We start from the raw sequence: 19,212 nt of genomic DNA on the forward strand, positions 1-19,212 counted from the left end.
GATGGACATGAAAAACAAAAAACTTTTATCAGATATCAAGGAATATCTAAAATATTATGAGAATCAGGTTTTGGAAGACTGGTATGAACTGATCCGTCATATAAGTGTTAGTGAAACAGGGGAAGGAATTGAAACTTGCTGTGACTGGATCCAGAAAAAAATGGAAGAAATTGGAATTCAAGTGACAAAGTATTCTGTAAAACCCGCTCCGGTCCTGGTAGGGAGGTTTGGCAATGATCCGGAAAAAAAGACAGTTCTGATCTATGCCCATTACGATGTGAAACCGGCTGGAGAACGAAAATTGTGGCATTCAGATCCGTTTGTTCCTACAGTACGTGATGGAAAAGTTTATGCAAGAGGAAGTGCTGATAATAAATCACCTTTAATGGCGCATTTAAAAGCTTTGGAATACTTTGTCAGAAAAAAAATGGAAGTTCCCGTAAATGTTATTTTTGTATTTGAAGGGGATGAGGAATGCGGCAGTAGAGGATTGGAAGAATTTCTGGCAGAGCACAGGACGGAATTGGCAGCAGATCTGGTGTTTTTCAGCGATGGTCCAAAGGATCCTAGTGGATTGCCTATCATTGCGCTGGGAGCAAAGGGAGATTTGTCTGTTCATATTACAGTTGAAACGATGAATAGGAATGTTCATGCCCGTTATGCACCGGTACTGCCTTCCGCTGCGTGGCAGCTGGTGGAGATATTGGGAAAGTGCAAGTCAAAAGATAAGATTCTGATACCTGGTTTTGAGGAAGGAATATTACCTTTTACAGAAAAAGAAATTGAGATCATGGATAAACTGCCGAAGTCAGAGGACAGTTTGAATACAATTTATGAGGCAAAGTCGTCTAATTATGGCAAGGACTTTTATCCAAGGCTTTTAGGACAGCCTACATTTAATATTTGCTGGATCAAAACAGGAGCTAATGGAGTAGTTCCTGCAAAAGCGGAAGCATTGATCGATTGCCGTTTAGTACCAGATCAGGATCCTGAGAAGGTATTTCAATGTATCAAGAGGCACGTTGAGATGATGGGATATGATAATGTAAAAATTGAAAATGATGGTTATATCCCTTCTTCAAAAACAGACGTGAACACGCCGTATCTGCCGGCTGTTGAAGAGATTTGTCGTGATATTTATGGTGAATATGTAATCTACCCATGCAGACCATCATCAGCCCCTGATTATTTGTGGACTAATGTTTTAAAGCTACCGGCTATTCAGGTGCGATGGAGTGATGCTGATTCAGATAATCATGCGCCAAATGAACATTTATCCATTAAAGAGTATATGGATGGAATTGCGCTGACAGTGTGTGCATTGCAGGCAGTTTCTGAAATTAATGAAAAGGACTAAATAAAATCTGAAAAACACCTCTTGACATCACCACGTCACAGTGCTATACTCCAGACAACTTCATTAGAAAACCGTTGAAACGGAGATAACGGCAGTTATGGCCTCACAGAGAGTCGGCGTTGGTGGAAGTCCGATAGAACCCAGATTGTCAAATGGACCGTTGAGGGCGCAGTCAAAGAAGGTGACTTCGAGTATTCTGCGACGTGGGGCTGACGTTAACAGCCGGTAGTATGATTGTACTACGCAAAGCGCACAGCTTATGTGAAACAGAGGTGGCACCGCGGTTTATTCCGTCCCTGATGATATATTTGTATCATCAGGGACTTTTTTTGTGACAGGAAAGTTAAAGTTTCATGTTTACAGAAAATTTTGGAAACTGTCACAACAGATGAAGGAAAAGAAGGAAAAAACACTAAGGTTGGCAAGAGGAGGAAAAGATATGTCAAATAAAAAAGGACGTTTCGGGATCCATGGAGGTCAGTATATTCCGGAAACATTGATGAACGCAGTGATGGAGCTGGAAGAGGCGTATAATCATTATAAAAATGATCCTCAGTTCCAGGCGGAGCTGACTGAGCTGTTAAATGAGTATGCAGGCCGTCCAAGCCGCCTGTATTATGCGGAGAAGATGACAAAAGACCTGGGCGGAGCCAAAATCTACTTAAAGAGAGAGGACTTAAACCATACTGGCGCTCATAAGATCAATAATGTATTAGGTCAGGCACTATTAGCAAAGAAAATGGGGAAAACCCGGCTTATTGCCGAGACCGGTGCAGGACAGCATGGTGTGGCAACTGCTACAGCAGCGGCGCTGATGGGAATGGAATGCGTAGTTTATATGGGCGAGGAAGATACCAGGCGCCAGGCATTAAACGTATACAGGATGAAATTGTTAGGGGCAACCGTGATTCCTGTAACTACAGGTACCGGAACATTAAAGGATGCCTGCTCTGCCTGCTTTAGAGAGTGGACCAACCGCATCAGCGATACCCATTACTGCCTTGGTTCTGTTATGGGACCACACCCGTTCCCAACGATCGTAAGAGATTTTCAGGCAGTGATCTCAAAGGAGATCAAGGAACAGCTGATGGAAAAAGAAGGAAAACTTCCGGATGCAGTGATCGCCTGTGTAGGTGGCGGCTCCAATGCTATTGGTGCTTTTTATAACTTTATCAATGATCCATCTGTTAAGCTGATCGGCTGCGAGGCAGCAGGCCGCGGTGCAGATACACCGGAAACAGCAGCTACCATTGCTACAGGCCGTTTAGGGATCTTCCACGGTATGAAATCTTATTTCTGCCAGGATGAATACGGTCAGATCGCTCCAGTATATTCTATTTCTGCAGGACTTGACTATCCGGGGATCGGACCGGAACATGCCATGTTACATGATACCGGCCGTGCAACCTATGTACCTGTAACGGATGATGAGGCAGTAGACGCTTTTGAATACCTGTCCAGGACCGAAGGTATTATTCCTGCTATTGAATCAGCCCATGCAGTTGCCTATGCAAGAAAACTGGCACCGGCTATGGGAAAGGACCAGATCATCGTTATCAACATTTCCGGAAGAGGAGATAAAGACTGCGCAGCGATCGCACGCTACAGAGGGGAGAATATTTATGACTAAGATAAGAGATGCATTTAAAGATGGTAAGGCATTTATTCCGTTTTTGACCTGTGGAGATCCGGATCTGGAGACGACTGAAAAGCTGGTATGCGTTATGGCAGAGGCAGGTGCGGACCTGATCGAACTGGGAATCCCGTTTTCTGACCCAACAGCAGAAGGACCTGTGATCCAGGAAGCAAATGTAAGGGCACTGTCTGTAGGAACTACCACTGATAAGATTTTTGACATGGTTGCCCGCATCAGAAAGACGGTAAAGATCCCGCTAGTATTTATGACCTATGCAAATGTAGTTTTTTCTTATGGTTCGGAACGTTTTATCTCAAAGGCAGCCCAGATCGGCATCAATGGCCTGATCCTTCCGGATGTGCCATATGAGGAAAAAGAAGAATTTGAACCTATCTGCAGGAAATATGGTCTGGATCTGATCTCTATGATCGCACCTACTTCTGATCACAGAATTGCAATGGTAGCAAAAGAGGCTTCAGGATTTATCTATGTAGTATCTTCTTTAGGCGTTACTGGTGTAAGAAGCGAGATCAAGACAGATATCGGGGCTTTAGTAGAGCAGATCCGTGCAGTGACTGATGTTCCCTGCGCTGTAGGCTTTGGTATTTCTGAACCAGAGCAGGCAAAAAAGATGGCTGGCCTGTCAGACGGAGCGATTGTAGGAAGTGCCGTTGTAAAGCGGATCGCCAAATATGGAAAAGACAGTGTTCCGTATGTAGCGGAATATGTAAGGGAAATGAAACAGGCTGTAATGGAAGCTTAATATTGTGATTTAGTTCAATAGGGTCCGAAAGGGTTCCTCCATGTATAAACGCATTCACGGCAATTTTGTCCATTTTGCTCCGCCGCCGATTAGGCAGGTCTCCGGCAAACTCGCTCACTGCGTTCGCTCAAACAATGCCTCCAACCTGCCAGCTATGCTCGCAAAATGGACAAAATTGCCTACCGAATGCTTATTATACATGGAGGAGCCCTTTCTACTGTATTGGATATGTCACATGAAAAATACCATACTTAAGTACAAACCCCCTCCCACATAAAAACTGCTTATTGGTTTGCTCCTACATTTTTTATTGCCAATAACGTAGAAAGCCGCCGGTGCACATGACAGAATAAGCATTTGTTTGAAAATCCGTGAGTGGGCGCGCATAGCGTCAGAACGGAGAATCACTGTTTGAGCACGCAGCGCGTGCGAGTTTGGTTCGCAGTTCTGACAATAGGCGGCGCAAGCCCACGAGCAAAGGATTTTCATTCAAATGCGCATCTGTCATGTGCGCCGGTGGCTTTCGGACCTTAGTCAACAATATCCCAATATAAGAAATCCATTTGAATCATAGACAAATGATTATAACAATTATAGCTATAATAGATAAAAAACAATTGCCTTTTTCATAGTATATCAGATCATATCCAGGAATGTACTAACGATCCGCGGCATATACCTGTTTCGCTTATAATAAAAATTCACTTCCCTAAGAGCGTCCTGATGGTTCAGTTTATAGTAAACCAATCCTTCATCATCCGGCACATGACGCACAAGGGTATCAGAACAAAAAGAGATTCCCATGCCGTATCGGGACAGATTATAAGCAGTGATCTGCTGGTCCAGTTCCAGTTTTATTTTCGGAATAACATGGGCATTGTGGCAGATGCGGTCTGCTCGGGTTCGGGTATCATTTCCGGATTTTAAAAGGAGAAAAGATTCTTCCTGAAAATTTTCCAGAGGTACAGGTGGGATCCTTGAGTTTAAGTGGCGGTTTTCGCGTATATCGGAAGCTGTAAGTGCATAATTTTTCATTTTTTCATTTACAGACAGGCGGATAGGCACAGCCAGCAGCAAATGTTCCTCACAGAAAAAGCTTTTCTGGTAAATGGCAGGATCCATGCTTTTATTGTCAATGAGCAGATCTAAAGAACCGGAAAAAAGCCGGTCTGTAAGCTGGGATGTGGTTGCTTCTACCAGGTTGACCTGAACCTGGGGATATTGTTCTGTAAAGCGGGATAAAAGAGGAGGAAGCACATAGGAGGCAAAAAGGTTAGTGCCGCCTATGGCAATGGTGCCGCTTTTTAATTCTTTCATATCATTGATATAATTCTGAAATCCATTTTCCACATCCATAATGATCTCAATGGAACGTATATATTCTTTGCCCAGCTCTGTCAGCTGGATATGGTTGGAACTGCGGTCAAAAATGGGAAAACCGATCTGGGCTTCTGCTTTCTTTACAGCAGCGCTTAAAGATGGCTGGCTGATAAACAGGTTTCTGGCTGCTTTGGAAAAGCTCATTTCTTTGTAGACCTCGTAAACGTAGTGCATTCCCTGGAACATGGGAGCCTCCTTGGTAAATATGTATTTGACAAATACGCTATAGATGCTTGTCTATAGAAAGTATGAAATTATAAGTATTTGAAAATATTGTAGCCCAGTTCTATATTAGAGTCAAGAGGATGATCATGTGCTAAGGAAAAAGTGACCATGCAACGCATAGAAATGTCCTCTCGGAGTCTTTCTTGCACCTGCCTTTGTGGCCGATTTTCCGCCAGTCGCACCCGAATTTCATCACCGTACGCACCGCGTACGCCTCAGAAATTTGGGCACAACTGACAAAAAATCTTCTCACAAAATCAGGTACAGAAAGATTCCGAGAGAACATATAGATGGAGGAAAGATTATGAAGGAAATCATGAATAATGAAAGCAATGGAAATGAAATTGGAATTAATGGAATAGGAAATAATGGAACTGAGGTGAAAAAATACCGTCTGGAGCATGACTCCATTGGAGAAAAAGAAGTACCCATTGATGCATATTATGGAGTACAGACTCTGCGTGCTCATGAAAACTTCTATATTACAGGCTTAAAAATGCATCCGGAGCTGATCAAAAGTGTGGCGCAGATCAAAAAAGCTGCAGCCATCACTAACTTTGAAGTAGGTGAGCTGGATAAAAAGCGTGCTTCTGCGATCACACAGGCCTGTGATGAGATCATAGGTGGTAAACTTCATGACCAGTTTATTGTAGATCCTATCCAGGGCGGTGCAGGAACATCCCTGAATATGAATGCCAATGAGGTGATCGCAAACAGAGCCATTGAGATCTTAGGCGGGAAAAAAGGCGATTACAGCCTGGTAAACCCAAATGACCATGTAAACTTTGGGCAGTCTACCAATGATGTATTTCCATCCTGCGGAAAAATGGCAGCTTTAAAACTGATCTCCAATGCACAGGAGCAGTTAAAACGGCTGGAAGCAGCGTTAATGGATAAATCCAAAGAATTTGATTCTGTTATTAAAATGGGAAGGACGCAGCTGCAGGATGCAGTACCGATCCGCTTAGGACAGGAATTTCACGCTTATGCATCTGCCATCCGTCGGGATATCAAGCGTTTTGACAATGCAAAAGAAGAGATCCGCTGCTTGAATTTAGGCGGAACTGCTATTGGAACCGGTTTAAACGCAGATGTACAGTATTTCCACAGGGTAGTTAAAAACATGTCTACTCTCACAGGAGAAGAACTGGTTCAGTCCTATGATATGATCGATGCTACCCAGAACCTGGACAGTTATGCTTCTGTATCAGGAATTGTGAAAAACTGTGCAGTGAACCTTTCCAAGATGTGTAATGACCTGCGCCTTATGTCTTCCGGTCCAAGAACCGGCTTCGGAGAGATCAATCTGCCTGCAAGACAGAATGGATCTTCCATTATGCCAGGAAAGATCAATCCGGTCATTCCGGAGGTAGTAAACCAGGTTGCATTTAATATTATAGGAAATGATATGACCATTACCATGGCGGCAGAAGCAGGCCAGCTGGAATTAAATGCTTTTGAACCCATCATTTTTTATAACCTGTTTGAATCCATTGAAACACTGGCTTCTGCAGTGAAGACACTGGTTGATAACTGTATCGTAGGTATTACTGCAAATAAGGAACACTGCCTCAAAGAGGTGGAGAACAGTATCGGCGTTATTACTGCTATCTGCCCATATGTAGGATATGAGACAGCAGCCAATATAGCAAAGGAAGCACTGCGCACCGGCAGACAGGTCCGTGACCTGATCCTAGAAAAGGGCCTGATGGATGAAGAACAGTTAAATACAGTCCTTGATCCATATACCATGACAGAGCCGGGTATCCTTGGTAAGGATCCAATGGAGCAGCTGCGTTAAAAGCGGTCTGATCTGGGCATATTTGCCCGGATATAAAAATATATAAAAAAAGTGCTTGACTTCAACTGGTATTATATGTATAATAATCTTCGCAGTCGCGATTAAGGCTGCGAAGATAAATAATGGGCTATCGCCAAATGGTAAGGCAACGGACTCTGACTCCGTCATTTTCAAGGTTCGAATCCTTGTAGCCCAGCTAAGCGGAAACGCTTTTAAACTTCATAAAATAATGGGCTATCGCCAAATGGTAAGGCAACGGACTCTGACTCCGTCATTTTCAAGGTTCGAATCCTTGTAGCCCAGCTAAGCAGAAATGCTTTAAAACTTCATAAAGTAATGGGCTATCGCCAAATGGTAAGGCAACGGACTCTGACTCCGTCATTTTCAAGGTTCGAATCCTTGTAGCCCAGCTAGAGAGTCTTTGATTTCTGAGTTGTTGGAAATGAAAGACTTTTTTGTTGCACAGCAAATTTTACCGTGTTATACTTGTGGAGAAAAGTGGTTATCTATGATGATGTATTTATAAGAGATAGTAATAAGAAGAAACAGAGGAAATGAATGTATACATTTGACAGTAGGATCCGTTACAGTGAGACTGATGAAACAGGTGCGTTAAGTTTGTTGGGAGTGATCAATTACCTCCAGGACTGCAGTACCTTCCAGTCTGAAGATATTGGGCTTGGAGTAGAGTATCTGGAAGAAAAGAAGAGGGCCTGGCTTTTGTCTTCCTGGAGGATCGTTATTGACCGGTATCCGGTACTGGGTGAAAGGATAAAGATAGGAACCTGGGCTACTTCATCTAAAGGAATTTACGGATATCGTGATTTTGTGATCATGGACCAGGATGGAAACTATCTGGTACGGGCAGAATCCATATGGTTTTTCTGCGATACAGAGAAAATGGTGCCGGTGCGTGTGATGCCGGAAGACATAGCTGCTTATGGAAACGAGGAGGCACTTGATCTGGGAAAAGCGCCCAGGAAGATCCTCATTCCGGAAGAATACGAAGAAGGAATACCTGTTACCATTGCGACTCATCATCTGGATACCAATCATCATGTAAATAACGCCCAGTATGTGGATATTGCAAGAGAAGCAGTGCCGTGTACGAAAATAGTAAAGGGCATCAGGGCTGATTATAAAAAAGCAGCAGTTTTAGGAGAAATCCTTGTGCCGAGAGTGACAAAAACAGGTGAAGATGAGTGGACTGTTGTACTGGCAGATGAAGTTTGCGAGGTCAGGGCAGTTGTATGGCTTCAGTATGGAGAACATAAGAGTAATAAGGAGTATGGATCATGATGGAATTAGGAAAGACACAGGAATTAGAAATTGTCCGCACAAAAGAATTCGGCGTATATTTAAGTGAAAAAGCAGGAGATGAAGCAGCAGTCCTTCTGCCAAAGAAACAGGTTCCGGCCGGAGCAAAGATCGGAGATAAGGTAAAGGTATTTATTTATAAAGATTCCTCTGACCGTCTGATCGCAACAACCGGCACACCGAAGCTGGAGGTAGGTCAGTGTGAGATCCTGGAAGTAAAGGATGTGGCAAAGATCGGAGCTTTCCTGGATATGGGACTGGAAAAAGATCTGCTCCTTCCATTTAAAGAACAGACCCATCCTGTGAGAAAAGGAGAGAAATGTCTGGTATGTCTCTATGTGGATAAGAGTCACAGACTGGCAGCTACCATGAAAGTTTACTCCCACATGAGCAGCGAGTCCCCATATAAAGCAGAAGACTGGGTAAATGGAACCATCTATGAGATCAATGAGACTATCGGTGCTTTTGTTGCAGTAGATAATAAATATTATGGCCTGATCCCGAAAAAAGAGATGTATGGAAAATTCCGTGAGGGAGATACTGTTAAGGCGAGAGTAATGAGAGTCCGTGAGGATGGAAAGCTTGACCTTTGCGTGAGAGAGCGTTCCTATGTGCAGATGGGATCAGATGCAGAGCTGGTATTAAAGGTTATTGATGAGTTTGACGGAGTTCTTCCTTTTAATGATAAGGCAAGACCGGAGACTATTTTAAGAGAGTTTAACATGAGCAAGAATGCATTTAAAAGAGCTGTTGGACGTCTTTTAAAAGAAGGAAAAGTAAGAATTACAGAAAAGACCATAGAAAGGGTATAAAAACCTTTGCAGGAGCAGATCCTGCGGTATCATATGGGTAGCAGAAAGACAGTTGTGTTTATTACAGCTGTCTTTTTATTTGGATAAGGAGGAAGCATAAAATGCAGAAAGTATGGAAAGATTATGGCGCTATCACTTTGGGAACCATTCTTATTGGTCTGGCCACCAAAAATATTTTTGATCCCGCCAATATGGTAACAGGAGGTGTTTCCGGTGTAGCTATTATTGGAAAGGAACTTTGGGGTCTGCCGCTGTGGGTGACTAATACTGTTTTAAATATCCCGTTGTTTTTAGCAGGTTTTAAGATCATGGGGTGGAAATTTATTAAGCGTACACTGTATGCCACGGTATTGTTGTCAGTTGTCTTTTATATTCTGCCGGAAGGCATGTATATAGAAGATGACCTGCTGCTGTCCGCTCTTTTTGGCGGTATCATCACGGGTGTAGGAACCGGCTTTGTACTGGCAGGAGGCTGCACCACAGGGGGAACTGATATGCTGGCAGCTCTGATCCGGGCAAAATTTCCTCATTATTCCGTTGCGCAGATCATGCAGCTGTTAGATGGTATTATTGTGGTAGCCGGTGCTACTGTATTTGGCATCCGGACAGCTCTTTATGCCCTGATCGCTATTTTCTGTTTGGGAAAAGTGGCAGACAGCCTGATCGAAGGAATGAAGTTTTCCAAGCAGGTCTATATTATTTCGGATAAATATAAAGAAATTTCAGATACCATTATGACACGTATGAACAGAGGGGTAACAGGAATTGCAGCAAAAGGAATGTATTCAGATGAGACCAAAAATATGCTATTTTGTGTTGTTTCCAGAAAAGAGATCGTAGAAATAAAAGAAATTGTATCAGAATACGATCCAAGAGCATTTTTTATCGTCAGTGATGCCCGTGAAGTTTTTGGTGAGGGGTTTATTGAAGATAAAAATCAGCTAACATAATAACCAAAGTTTTTGGTGATAATCAAGCGAAAATTTGACAGATACAGCATTTTGTAAATTGAATATACATTTTAACTAAATAACAAATTTGGATTTTGTGGATTTACAGTATGGAATAAAAATACGCTTTCCTGTATGATAAAGACAGTTACAAAAGAGTTACGGATCTTTCTGAAAGAGGGGAACCGGGGCAGAAAGACATCTATCTAATAGGAGGAAAAAGTAAATGGCTAGTTTATCACTGAAGAATGTAACCAAGAAATATCCTAATGGATTTGTGGCAGTTAAGGATTTCAATCTGGAGATCGCTGATAAGGAATTTATCATCTTCGTAGGACCTTCAGGATGTGGAAAATCAACCACTCTTCGTATGATCGCAGGTCTGGAGGATATCTCTTCCGGTGAACTGTATATTGACGGAAAACTGGTAAATGATGTAGAGCCAAAGGACAGAGATATTGCAATGGTATTCCAGAACTACGCTCTGTATCCACATATGTCTGTATACGATAACATGGCATTTGGACTGAAATTAAGAAAGACTCCAAAGGATGAGATTGACAAGAAAGTACATGATGCAGCCAAGATCCTGGATCTGGAGCATCTGTTAGACCGTAAGCCAAAGGCATTATCCGGTGGTCAGAGACAGCGAGTTGCTATGGGACGTGCTATTGTCCGCAGTCCTAAGGTATTCCTTATGGACGAGCCTCTGTCAAACCTGGATGCAAAATTAAGAGGCCAGATGCGAGTTGAGATCTCTAAATTACATCAGAGACTGGAAACAACTATTATCTACGTTACACATGACCAGACTGAGGCTATGACATTGGGTACTAGGATCGTTGTTATGAAGGACGGTGTAGTACAGCAGGTAGACAGCCCACAGAATCTGTATGACAAGCCATGCAATAAGTTCGTTGCAGGATTTATCGGAGCACCACAGATGAATATGATCGATGCCCAGGTGGCAAAAAATGGTGCAGATGTAACATTAGCATTTGGCGGACATACATTAACACTTCCACAGGCAAAGGGCAAAGCTCTGGAAGAAGCTGGCTATGTAGGCAAGGTGGTTACTCTTGGTATCCGTCCAGAAGATCTTCATGATGAAGAAGCATTCCTGGCAGAAAATCCAAAGAGCACATTCCAGGTAGAGATCCGTGTATACGAAATGTTAGGTTCTGAAGTACTTCTGTACTTTGATATTGATGATGCTAACTTTACAGCAAAGGTTAATCCACGTACGACTGCAAGACCTGGCGATACTGTAAAGCTGGCTATGGATCTGGATAAGGTTCATATTTTTGACAAAGAAACAGAAAGCGTTATTATTAACTAATTATAACGAATATCAGAGAAGATAATGAAAAACCTCTGTTAAAAACGACAGTAAAAAGAAGCAGGAGAGTTTACAACTCTCTTGCTTTTTTTGTTATTTTGCATTAAAATATGAAAATAGGGAAAACAGTAACTCCGCCATGGATTTTTATGGCAATGTTCATAAAAGGATTCCGAGAGGATACCAAATCAATAAGATGAAAAGGAGAGAGTGGAATGATCTCAAATCAGATACTTCAGACCACATTAGATGGATTAAAGGGAATTACCAGAGTTGATTTAGGAATATGTGATACCGAAGGAAAGGTACTTGCTTCTACTTTTACAGATGCAGAAGAGTCTGAAAACTCTATTCTGGTATTTGTGGATTCACCGGCAGACAGTCAGGTGATCCAGGGATATCAGTTCTTTAAGGTGTTTGATGAGCATCAGTTAGAGTACATTTTACTGGCAAAAGGTGCCAGTGATGATGTATATATGGTAGGAAAGTTGGCAGCATTCCAGATCCAGAACCTGCTTGTTGCATACAAGGAGCGTTTTGATAAAGATAATTTTATCAAGAACCTGCTTCTTGACAACCTGCTGTTAGTTGATATTTATAACCGTGCAAAGAAACTGCATATTGATACCGATGTAAAGCGTGTTGTATACATTATTGAGACACATAATGAAAAAGATGTAAATGCATTAGAAACTGTACGCAGCCTGTTTGCTTCCAAGACAAAGGATTTCATCACAGCTGTAGATGAGAAGAATATCATCCTTGTAAAGGAAGTACGTCAGGGCGAGTCTTATGTGGAACTGGATAAGACTGCAAACATGATCTTAGATATGTTAAATACAGAAGCTATGACCAAGGTACGGGTAGCTTACGGCACTGTAATTAATGATATCAAGGAAGTTTCACGTTCTTACAAAGAGGCAAAGATGGCTCTGGATGTAGGCAAGATTTTCTATGCAAGCAAGAACGTGATCGCATACAGCAACTTAGGTATTGGCCGTCTGATCTATCAGCTCCCGATCCCACTGTGCAAGATGTTCATCCGTGAAGTATTTGACGGCAAATCCCCAGATGAATTTGATGAGGAAACCTTAACTACGATCAACAAGTTCTTTGAGAACAGCCTGAACGTATCAGAGACTTCCAGACAGCTGTATATCCACAGAAATACTCTGGTTTACCGTCTGGACAAGCTGCAGAAGAGTACTGGACTTGATCTGCGCGTTTTTGAGGATGCAATTACCTTTAAGATCGCCCTTATGGTTGCAAAGTACATGAAGTACATGGAAAGCCTGGATTATTAATGATAAATGGCATTACCCCATAAGAGGAAAGTTAGAGAAAATTAGAAAATGATAGAATTAAGTCATGTAAGTAAATCTTATGGAACCGGCGGCAAGGCCATCCGCGACCTTTCTTTAACCATTGAGGATGGGGAGTTTGTGTTTATCACAGGCCGGAGCGGTTCTGGAAAGAGTACATTGATCAAGCTCCTGATGAAGGAGCTTGATCCTACTAAGGGACGTATTGTGGTCAATGATATAGATCTGGGGAAGATGCCCCGAAGATATGTCCCAAAATACAGGAGAAAGCTAGGTGTTGTTTTTCAGGATTTCCGTCTTTTAAAAGACCGTACTGTATTTGAAAATGTGGCTTTTGCCCAGAGAGTCATTGGTGTCCCACCAAAGACGATCCGTGAGACAGTGCCCCAGATGCTGCACCTTGTAGGTCTTTCTTCAAAATATAAGGCATACCCGGGTCAGTTGTCAGGCGGGGAACAGCAGAGAGTTGCCATTGCAAGAGCGCTTATAAATAAACCGGAGGTGCTTTTGGCAGATGAGCCTACAGGAAACCTGGACAGCTTTAATACCCATGAGATCATGAATCTTTTGGACCAGATCAATCAGAGGGGAACGACTGTTATTGTAGTGACCCACAGTCAGGAAATGGTAGCGGAGATGAATAAAAGAGTCATTACCATGGATCGTGGGGAAGTCGTCAGAGATGAGGGCGGGTCCGGGATTTAGAAACCGTCTGGAACCGCTGGAAAGGCATAAGAGTAAATGAGTACATTTTTATATTGCCTGAAACAGGGCGTTATTAATATATGCAGGAATATATGGTTTTCCCTGGCGTCTGTGGCAACCATTTCTGCATGTATTTTTTTATTTTGTCTGTTTTTTTCCATGGTAGCCAATGTGCAGCATGGAGCCAGGACTGCTGAAGAGACTGTAGGTATTTCTGTATTTTTTGATGAGGGAATGGAAGAAGGAAAGATACAGGCTATAGGAGAGCAGATCCGTGGTTGGAGTGAAGTGCGGGAGGCAAAATATATATCTGCCAGTGAAGCCTGGGAATCTTTTAAAAAGGAATATTTTGAAGGAATGGAAGAACTGGCAGATGGTTTTGAGGCGGACAATCCCCTGGCTAATTCTGCCTCTTATGAGATATATTTAAAGGATATTTCAAACCAGGATATGATTGTAAAACGTCTGGAAGCCATAGAAGGTGTACGTAAGGTCCGTTATTCCAGTGCTCTGGTAGCCGGCTTTACCAGTGCAGGAAAGATGATAGGTGCTTTATCGGCAGTTATCATCGGAGTGCTTCTGGCAGTTGCAGTTTTCCTGATCAGTAATACCATTTCTGTAGCAGCTGCTTTCAGAAGACGGGAAAATGAGATCATGCGTTATATTGGTGCTACCAATTTTATGATCCGTGCTCCTTTTATTGTAGAAGGCCTGATTTTAGGCTTTTTTGGCGCATTGATCCCCCTGGCGGCTATGGCGGTTCTCTATAAAAAAGGACTGATGTATCTGAATACCAATTATGAGATGATAACAGGATTATTTGAACTTCTGCCTCTTGGACAGATTTTTCCGTTTATGGCAGCTTCTGCCATGGGCTTAGGTGTAGGGATCGGTGTGATCGTCAGTTTCCTGACCATTCAGAGACATCTGCGCGTATAGGAGAAAGAAACAGGATGAAGAACCGAAAAAACAGATTTCTGGCTTTTGGAATGGGCTGCGTCCTTGGCTTTAGCTGTGTTTTTTCTTCGTATGCGACCAATGCTGATCTGAAGGATGCAAAAAATAAAATGTCCTCTCTTCAGGAAGAAAAGAAAAAGGTACAGGATACCTTAAAACAGTTAGAAGGCCTGAAATCCGATGCAGCGGCTTATGTAAAAGAGCTGGATAAGAAATTGACTTCCCTGGATGCAGAATTGAGCCAGTTGGAGAAGGATATTTCGGCAAAGGAAAGCCAGATTAAGGATACAAAAGCGGAACTGGAAGAAGCAAAAGCAGTGGAAAAAGAACAGTATGCTTCTATGAAGCTGCGTATCCAGTATATGTATGAAAATGGAAATGTCAGCTTTGCAGACAGCATCATGACTTCTAAAGATGCATCCCAGCTGTTAAACCGGGCGGAGTATGCAAGCCAGATCGCTTCCTACGACCGGAAAATGTTAAAAGAGTATCAGGCTGCAAAGGAAAAGGTAAACCAGAAGGAACAGGATCTGGAGGCAGAGCATGCCAACCTGTTAGAGCTTCAGGATACTACCGAGGCCAAACAGGCGTCGGTGCAGGAACTGATGAGTTCAAAGCAGAAAGAGCTTTCTTCTTATAACAGCCAGATCAGTTCTGCCCAGAGCAGTATTGACCAGTATGATGCAGATATTAAAGCCCAGGAAAACCAGATGAAGGCTATTGAGGCGGAGATGAAGCGCAGGGAAGAAGAAGCCAGAAAGAAAGCAGAAGCCCAGAAAAAGACGTATAAGGTGACAAATCTGGGGAATATTAGCTTTAAATGGCCATGCCCATCCAGTGGACGTATCACCTCTGGCTTTGGAGAAAGAACCTCACCTACAGAGGGGGCCTCTACCAATCACAAGGGGATAGATATTTCAGCCAGTACCGGTGCCCCCATTGTGGCGGCTGCCGATGGTGAGGTAGTGATCGCTACATACAGTTATTCAGCGGGAAATTATATCATGATCGACCATGGCGGCGGTGTCAGCACAGTATACATGCATTGTTCCCAGCTTCTTGCAAGCAAGGGGCAGAAGGTGAAAAAGGGACAGACGATTGCAAGAGTGGGATCTACTGGGTATTCTACCGGTCCCCATCTGCATTTTGGTATCCGTTCCGGTGGGAGCTATGTAAATCCAAGCAATTATGTAAGTCCATAGATGACAGCATTTTTGGCCATGGTAGTATTTATAGTTCAGCCATGATATGGTATTTTATTGAAAAGGGCAGCATAGGCTGTGAATAAGAAAAAGGCACCTGGTGTACAGGCAGATAGGAGACAAAAAAGCAGTGGGAGAGCAGGATAAAGAAGAAATCCAGGATAGTTTAGATAAAAAGAAAGAGGGAAAGGGCGGTCATTTCTGGGCCGGTGTTTTAACTGGCGCCCTGATCATGGCATTAGCTGTTCTTTTAGTAGTAGGTGTATCTGCCGGGATATATATTACAGGCAGAAAGGTGATCCACACAGAGCAGTCTTCAGGTGGTGGAAATGGTGCTCCGGGTATTACAGAGGGAGAAAAGGCCACGAAGCCAGATCTGAAAAAAGTATCTTCAAAAATGCAGATGATACAGAGTATCATTGATCAGGTGTTTTTATATGATGAAGATGCAACAGAAGTGGAAGATTATATTTACCGGGGCATGATGGCAGGTTTAAATGATCCTTATTCTGTATATTATAATGCAAATGACTATAAAGCACTTCAGGACAGCACAAATGGAAGCTATTCCGGTATTGGTGCCATGATCAGTCAGAATAAGACTACAGGACTTTGCACGATCGTGAAAGTGTTTGAAGGTTCACCAGCCCTGGAAGCTGGTATGAAACCTGGAGACATTGTATACAAAGTAGGTGATACGTTAGTAGCAGGAGAAAGTCTGGATGTGCTGGTAAGCAATTATATTAAGGGTAAGGAAGGTACACAGCTGCAGATCACAGTATACCGTGCAGATTCTGATACCTATGTAGATATGACTCTTACCAGACGAAAGATAGAGGTCCCTACTGTAGAGTCCAGGATGCTGGCTGACAATGTAGGATATGTGGCGGTAAGCGAGTTTGATGCCATTACAGTAGAACAGTTTGAAAAATCCATTGATGAGCTGGAAAAACAGGGAATGAAGCAGCTGGTTATTGACCTTAGGAGCAATCCAGGTGGTATCTTAGACAGTGCTGTTGCCATGGTAGATTATATTCTGCCGGATGATATGAAAAATTTTGAAAAAGGCAATGGAAAGACACTGATCGTGTATACAGCAGATAAGAACGGGGATGGAGATACTTATACTGCATCAGACAGCCATGAGGTTGATATGCCGATCGCTATTTTGGTCAATGAAAACTCTGCCAGTGCTTCAGAAGTATTTACCGGTGCTTTAAAGGATTATAAAAAAGCTGTTGTTGTGGGAACTACCAGCTATGGCAAAGGCATTGTACAGAACCTGATCCCGTTGGGAGATGGATCTGCCATTAAGATCACCACTGCCCATTATTATACTCCAAGTGGTTTTGACCTTCATGGAAAGGGTATTGCCCCAGATGTGGAAGTAGAGTTAGATGAGAATTTAAAGAGCCAGGCAGTAGTCACACCGGAGGAAGATAACCAGGTGCAGGCAGCTGTTAAGGCATTGGAAAAGAAATAAGAGTAGTATATGGGAATAAACTCCTTAGTGTAAAAATAAATCAATTAGTATATTGTTTCATAAATAACCGGCTCAATCTGCATACAAGGGGATGGGCTGGTTATTTTTTAAACAGGGTACTGGTATTGCCCCTCCGTGTAGATATAATGAGCGCAGGGAAAAACAAGCGGCTGCGCAGCAGACATTTGTTTTTCACAAGCCATTAACGAACGAATCGCCTGCGTAAGCAGGCAGTGGAGCGCGTCAGCGCGGGATTCGTGAGTATAAGATATAATGAGCGCAGGGAAAAATAAGCGGCTGCGCAGCAGACATTAATTATATGTATTGAAGGGACATGAATATTACATGTGATAATAATGATACCGGGGGGGGGGTGTGTAAAAAGAATGAAAAGAAAAGCTGCTCATTTAAAAAGTTATACAATAGTGATGGGATTGTTTGTATCATCAGTTATTTTAGGAATCATGCTATTTTTTTGCTGTATGCAGTCTTCTATAGGAAGAAATTCCAGACAGGCTATGATGAATAATGTCTCACGTCAAAGTGAATATTTACGGACGATCTTAAGTATTCACTATCAGTATCTGAATGAGATAGCAGAAGAAATGGCAAAAGAAGAAGATCTTCTTTCAGAGGCAAATCTGGATTCCCTGGTGACGATCCATAACAAGACAGATTTAGAGCGGATGGCGCTGATTGAAGCAGATGGCACAGCTCATTATGATACAGGAGATGTAAAAAATGTATTCCACAGAAGTTATTTTCAAGAGGCATTTGGTGGAAGCCAGACATTAAGTGATCCTATAGAAAGCAGTGTGGATCATGAGGTCAGACTTATACTTGGAGTACCAGTCTGTAAGGAAAATGAAGTGATCGGCGTTCTGGGTGGTTCTTATAATGTGACTGCTTTAAGCCGTATGATGTTTGATGATCTGTTTAACGGAGAAGGTTACTGCCTTATTACGGACAAAGATGGAAAGGTGATCGCCTATGACCGTGTCTATACAGATCAGGAATTGGAAGGATTTTTCGCCAATATATTCGAGTATTTTGACAATTATAAGATCAAGGCAGCTTCCATCCAGAAGGTAAAAGCTGATTTTGCAGATGGGAAAGACGGTATCTGCCAGTTTCGGCTGACTGAAGGAAAAAAAACATCTTATTATATTGCTTACGCACCCCTGGGGATGAATGACTGGATGATCGGTTATATTGTTCCTGTTAAAGCAGCAGAAGCATCTTATGATTTTATCAGGGAATAGGAGATCACTTTTCTTATTATCTTTAGCATGCTGGTGACAGTGGTCATCTTTTATATTATTTATAAGAACCGACAGGAAAAGTCAAGGCTTTTAAAACGGGCCCAGAGAGATGCACTTACCGGTCTTTTTAATAAAAAGACAACCCAGGATATGATCGACCGCTTCCTGGAAGAAAATGGAAAAGACAGATGCAATGCTCTTATGATCATGGATGTGGACTATTTTAAGCAGGTTAATGATACATACGGACATATGGTAGGGGATAAGGTCTTAAAGATTTTTGGACGTCTTCTTGCAAAACAGTTCAGGGAGAAGGATATTGTAGGCCGTATCGGTGGTGATGAATTTATGGTTCTGATCTGTAATATCAAAGATGTGGAAATAGCAAAGGACCGTGCGAAAAAGCTGATCAATGAGGTAAGAGCCCTTCAGATACCTGAGCTGGCCGGAAGCGGTATTACCATCAGTGTAGGAATTGCCTATTCGCCGGATCATGGTACTGCATTTATGGAGCTTTACCGTCATGCAGATACAGCGCTGTATCAGGTGGAACGGGGCGGAAGAGATGGATTTAGTGTGTATGAAAAGGCGAACTGATGGGAAAAATCTTTCAGACATATATGGTGAGAGAAAACTTATATCCTGTTCTTGGAAAAATGAGAAAAATAGAGTATAATGAGAAAAGATAAGCAGTAAAATGT

General features: G+C 42.5%; 16 protein-coding genes and 3 tRNA genes. 18 read left to right on the plus strand and 1 reads right to left on the minus strand.

Translation table 11 applies throughout. The features are described from left to right. Positions 1–7: 7 nt before the first annotated feature. From OGM16_12635 to trpA, 3 genes are all read left to right on the plus strand, one after another. Positions 8–1,357 carry a M20/M25/M40 family metallo-hydrolase gene (locus OGM16_12635; GenBank protein ID UYJ45661.1) on the plus strand — a complete coding sequence of 450 codons (1,350 nt, stop codon included), beginning with the start codon at positions 8–10 and terminating at the stop codon, positions 1,355–1,357. 439 nt (positions 1,358–1,796) lie between these two features. After that, entirely contained in the window at positions 1,797–2,987 is a 1,191-nt protein-coding gene (trpB, locus tag OGM16_12640) for a tryptophan synthase subunit beta (GenBank protein ID UYJ45662.1), read from the plus strand. Continuing rightward, positions 2,980–3,756, plus strand: coding sequence for a tryptophan synthase subunit alpha (gene trpA / locus OGM16_12645; GenBank protein UYJ45663.1), 777 nt, complete (start codon positions 2,980–2,982; stop codon positions 3,754–3,756). Before trpB ends, trpA begins: the two co-directional genes overlap by 8 nt. Before the next feature lie 636 nt (positions 3,757–4,392). Here the strand turns inward: trpA and OGM16_12650 are convergent. Further along, positions 4,393–5,322: a LysR family transcriptional regulator gene (locus OGM16_12650; GenBank protein ID UYJ45664.1), complete on the minus strand. Its 930-nt coding sequence runs from the start codon at positions 5,320–5,322 to the stop codon at positions 4,393–4,395. Between the two features lie 355 nt (positions 5,323–5,677). On the opposite strand from OGM16_12650, the gene OGM16_12655 reads away from it, so the two are divergent. The 15 genes from OGM16_12655 (at position 5,678) to OGM16_12725 (ending at position 19,108) form a co-directional block, all read left to right on the plus strand. Next, positions 5,678–7,162, plus strand: a complete 1,485-nt coding sequence (locus OGM16_12655; protein ID UYJ48457.1) for an aspartate ammonia-lyase — start codon at positions 5,678–5,680, stop codon at positions 7,160–7,162. A gap of 123 nt (positions 7,163–7,285) precedes the next feature. Further along, a tRNA-Gln gene (locus OGM16_12660) sits at positions 7,286–7,358 on the plus strand. A 34-nt stretch (positions 7,359–7,392) separates the two neighbouring features. Continuing rightward, positions 7,393–7,465: transfer RNA gene (locus tag OGM16_12665), tRNA-Gln, on the plus strand. Between the two features lie 34 nt (positions 7,466–7,499). Next, positions 7,500–7,572, plus strand: a tRNA-Gln gene (locus OGM16_12670). Between the two features lie 148 nt (positions 7,573–7,720). Beyond that, entirely contained in the window at positions 7,721–8,461 is a 741-nt protein-coding gene (locus tag OGM16_12675; GenBank protein UYJ45665.1) for a thioesterase, read from the plus strand. After that, complete coding sequence (locus tag OGM16_12680; protein UYJ45666.1) at positions 8,458–9,291, plus strand: S1-like domain-containing RNA-binding protein; 834 nt, start codon at positions 8,458–8,460, stop codon at positions 9,289–9,291. The genes OGM16_12675 and OGM16_12680 overlap by 4 nt, the downstream gene beginning before the upstream one ends. Positions 9,292–9,392: 101 nt before the next feature. Continuing rightward, a complete protein-coding gene (locus tag OGM16_12685; GenBank protein ID UYJ45667.1) occupies positions 9,393–10,241 on the plus strand; it encodes a YitT family protein in 849 nt (282 codons plus the stop codon). Between the two features lie 226 nt (positions 10,242–10,467). Next, positions 10,468–11,580: a sn-glycerol-3-phosphate ABC transporter ATP-binding protein UgpC gene (gene ugpC, locus OGM16_12690; protein UYJ45668.1), complete on the plus strand. Its 1,113-nt coding sequence runs from the start codon at positions 10,468–10,470 to the stop codon at positions 11,578–11,580. Between the two features lie 215 nt (positions 11,581–11,795). After that, positions 11,796–12,884 carry a helix-turn-helix domain-containing protein gene (locus tag OGM16_12695; GenBank protein ID UYJ45669.1) on the plus strand — a complete coding sequence of 363 codons (1,089 nt, stop codon included), beginning with the start codon at positions 11,796–11,798 and terminating at the stop codon, positions 12,882–12,884. A gap of 48 nt (positions 12,885–12,932) precedes the next feature. After that, complete coding sequence (gene ftsE / locus OGM16_12700; protein ID UYJ45670.1) at positions 12,933–13,607, plus strand: cell division ATP-binding protein FtsE; 675 nt, start codon at positions 12,933–12,935, stop codon at positions 13,605–13,607. Positions 13,608–13,643: 36 nt separating this feature from the next. Beyond that, entirely contained in the window at positions 13,644–14,546 is a 903-nt protein-coding gene (gene ftsX, locus OGM16_12705; GenBank protein ID UYJ45671.1) for a permease-like cell division protein FtsX, read from the plus strand. A 50-nt stretch (positions 14,547–14,596) separates the two neighbouring features. Beyond that, positions 14,597–15,766: a peptidoglycan DD-metalloendopeptidase family protein gene (locus tag OGM16_12710; protein ID UYJ48458.1), complete on the plus strand. Its 1,170-nt coding sequence runs from the start codon at positions 14,597–14,599 to the stop codon at positions 15,764–15,766. 232 nt (positions 15,767–15,998) lie between these two features. Continuing rightward, positions 15,999–17,249, plus strand: coding sequence for a S41 family peptidase (locus OGM16_12715; GenBank protein ID UYJ48459.1), 1,251 nt, complete (start codon positions 15,999–16,001; stop codon positions 17,247–17,249). A 386-nt stretch (positions 17,250–17,635) separates the two neighbouring features. Next, positions 17,636–18,511 carry a cache domain-containing protein gene (locus tag OGM16_12720; protein UYJ45672.1) on the plus strand — a complete coding sequence of 292 codons (876 nt, stop codon included), beginning with the start codon at positions 17,636–17,638 and terminating at the stop codon, positions 18,509–18,511. A 39-nt stretch (positions 18,512–18,550) separates the two neighbouring features. Further along, complete coding sequence (locus OGM16_12725) at positions 18,551–19,108, plus strand: GGDEF domain-containing protein (protein ID UYJ45673.1); 558 nt, start codon at positions 18,551–18,553, stop codon at positions 19,106–19,108. Positions 19,109–19,212: the final 104 nt, after the last annotated feature.

The organism is Lachnospiraceae bacterium (genome assembly GCA_025758065.1).
In the GTDB taxonomy this organism is placed as follows: Bacteria; Bacillota; Clostridia; order Lachnospirales; family Lachnospiraceae; genus Enterocloster.

Coding starts and splice junctions, on each gene's coding strand:
- OGM16_12685 (UYJ45667.1), top strand. CDS start 9,393: ATGCAGAAAGTATGGAAAGATTATGGCGCTATCACTTTGGGAACCATT.
- ftsE (UYJ45670.1), top strand. CDS start 12,933: ATGATAGAATTAAGTCATGTAAGTAAATCTTATGGAACCGGCGGCAAG.
- trpA (UYJ45663.1), top strand. CDS start 2,980: ATGACTAAGATAAGAGATGCATTTAAAGATGGTAAGGCATTTATTCCG.
- trpB (UYJ45662.1), top strand. CDS start 1,797: ATGTCAAATAAAAAAGGACGTTTCGGGATCCATGGAGGTCAGTATATT.
- ugpC (UYJ45668.1), top strand. CDS start 10,468: ATGGCTAGTTTATCACTGAAGAATGTAACCAAGAAATATCCTAATGGA.
- OGM16_12695 (UYJ45669.1), top strand. CDS start 11,796: ATGATCTCAAATCAGATACTTCAGACCACATTAGATGGATTAAAGGGA.
- OGM16_12715 (UYJ48459.1), top strand. CDS start 15,999: ATGGCATTAGCTGTTCTTTTAGTAGTAGGTGTATCTGCCGGGATATAT.
- OGM16_12650 (UYJ45664.1), bottom strand. CDS start 5,322: ATGTTCCAGGGAATGCACTACGTTTACGAGGTCTACAAAGAAATGAGC.
- OGM16_12655 (UYJ48457.1), top strand. CDS start 5,678: ATGAATAATGAAAGCAATGGAAATGAAATTGGAATTAATGGAATAGGA.
- OGM16_12710 (UYJ48458.1), top strand. CDS start 14,597: ATGGGCTGCGTCCTTGGCTTTAGCTGTGTTTTTTCTTCGTATGCGACC.
- OGM16_12680 (UYJ45666.1), top strand. CDS start 8,458: ATGATGGAATTAGGAAAGACACAGGAATTAGAAATTGTCCGCACAAAA.
- ftsX (UYJ45671.1), top strand. CDS start 13,644: ATGAGTACATTTTTATATTGCCTGAAACAGGGCGTTATTAATATATGC.
- OGM16_12720 (UYJ45672.1), top strand. CDS start 17,636: ATGAAAAGAAAAGCTGCTCATTTAAAAAGTTATACAATAGTGATGGGA.
- OGM16_12675 (UYJ45665.1), top strand. CDS start 7,721: ATGTATACATTTGACAGTAGGATCCGTTACAGTGAGACTGATGAAACA.
- OGM16_12635 (UYJ45661.1), top strand. CDS start 8: ATGAAAAACAAAAAACTTTTATCAGATATCAAGGAATATCTAAAATAT.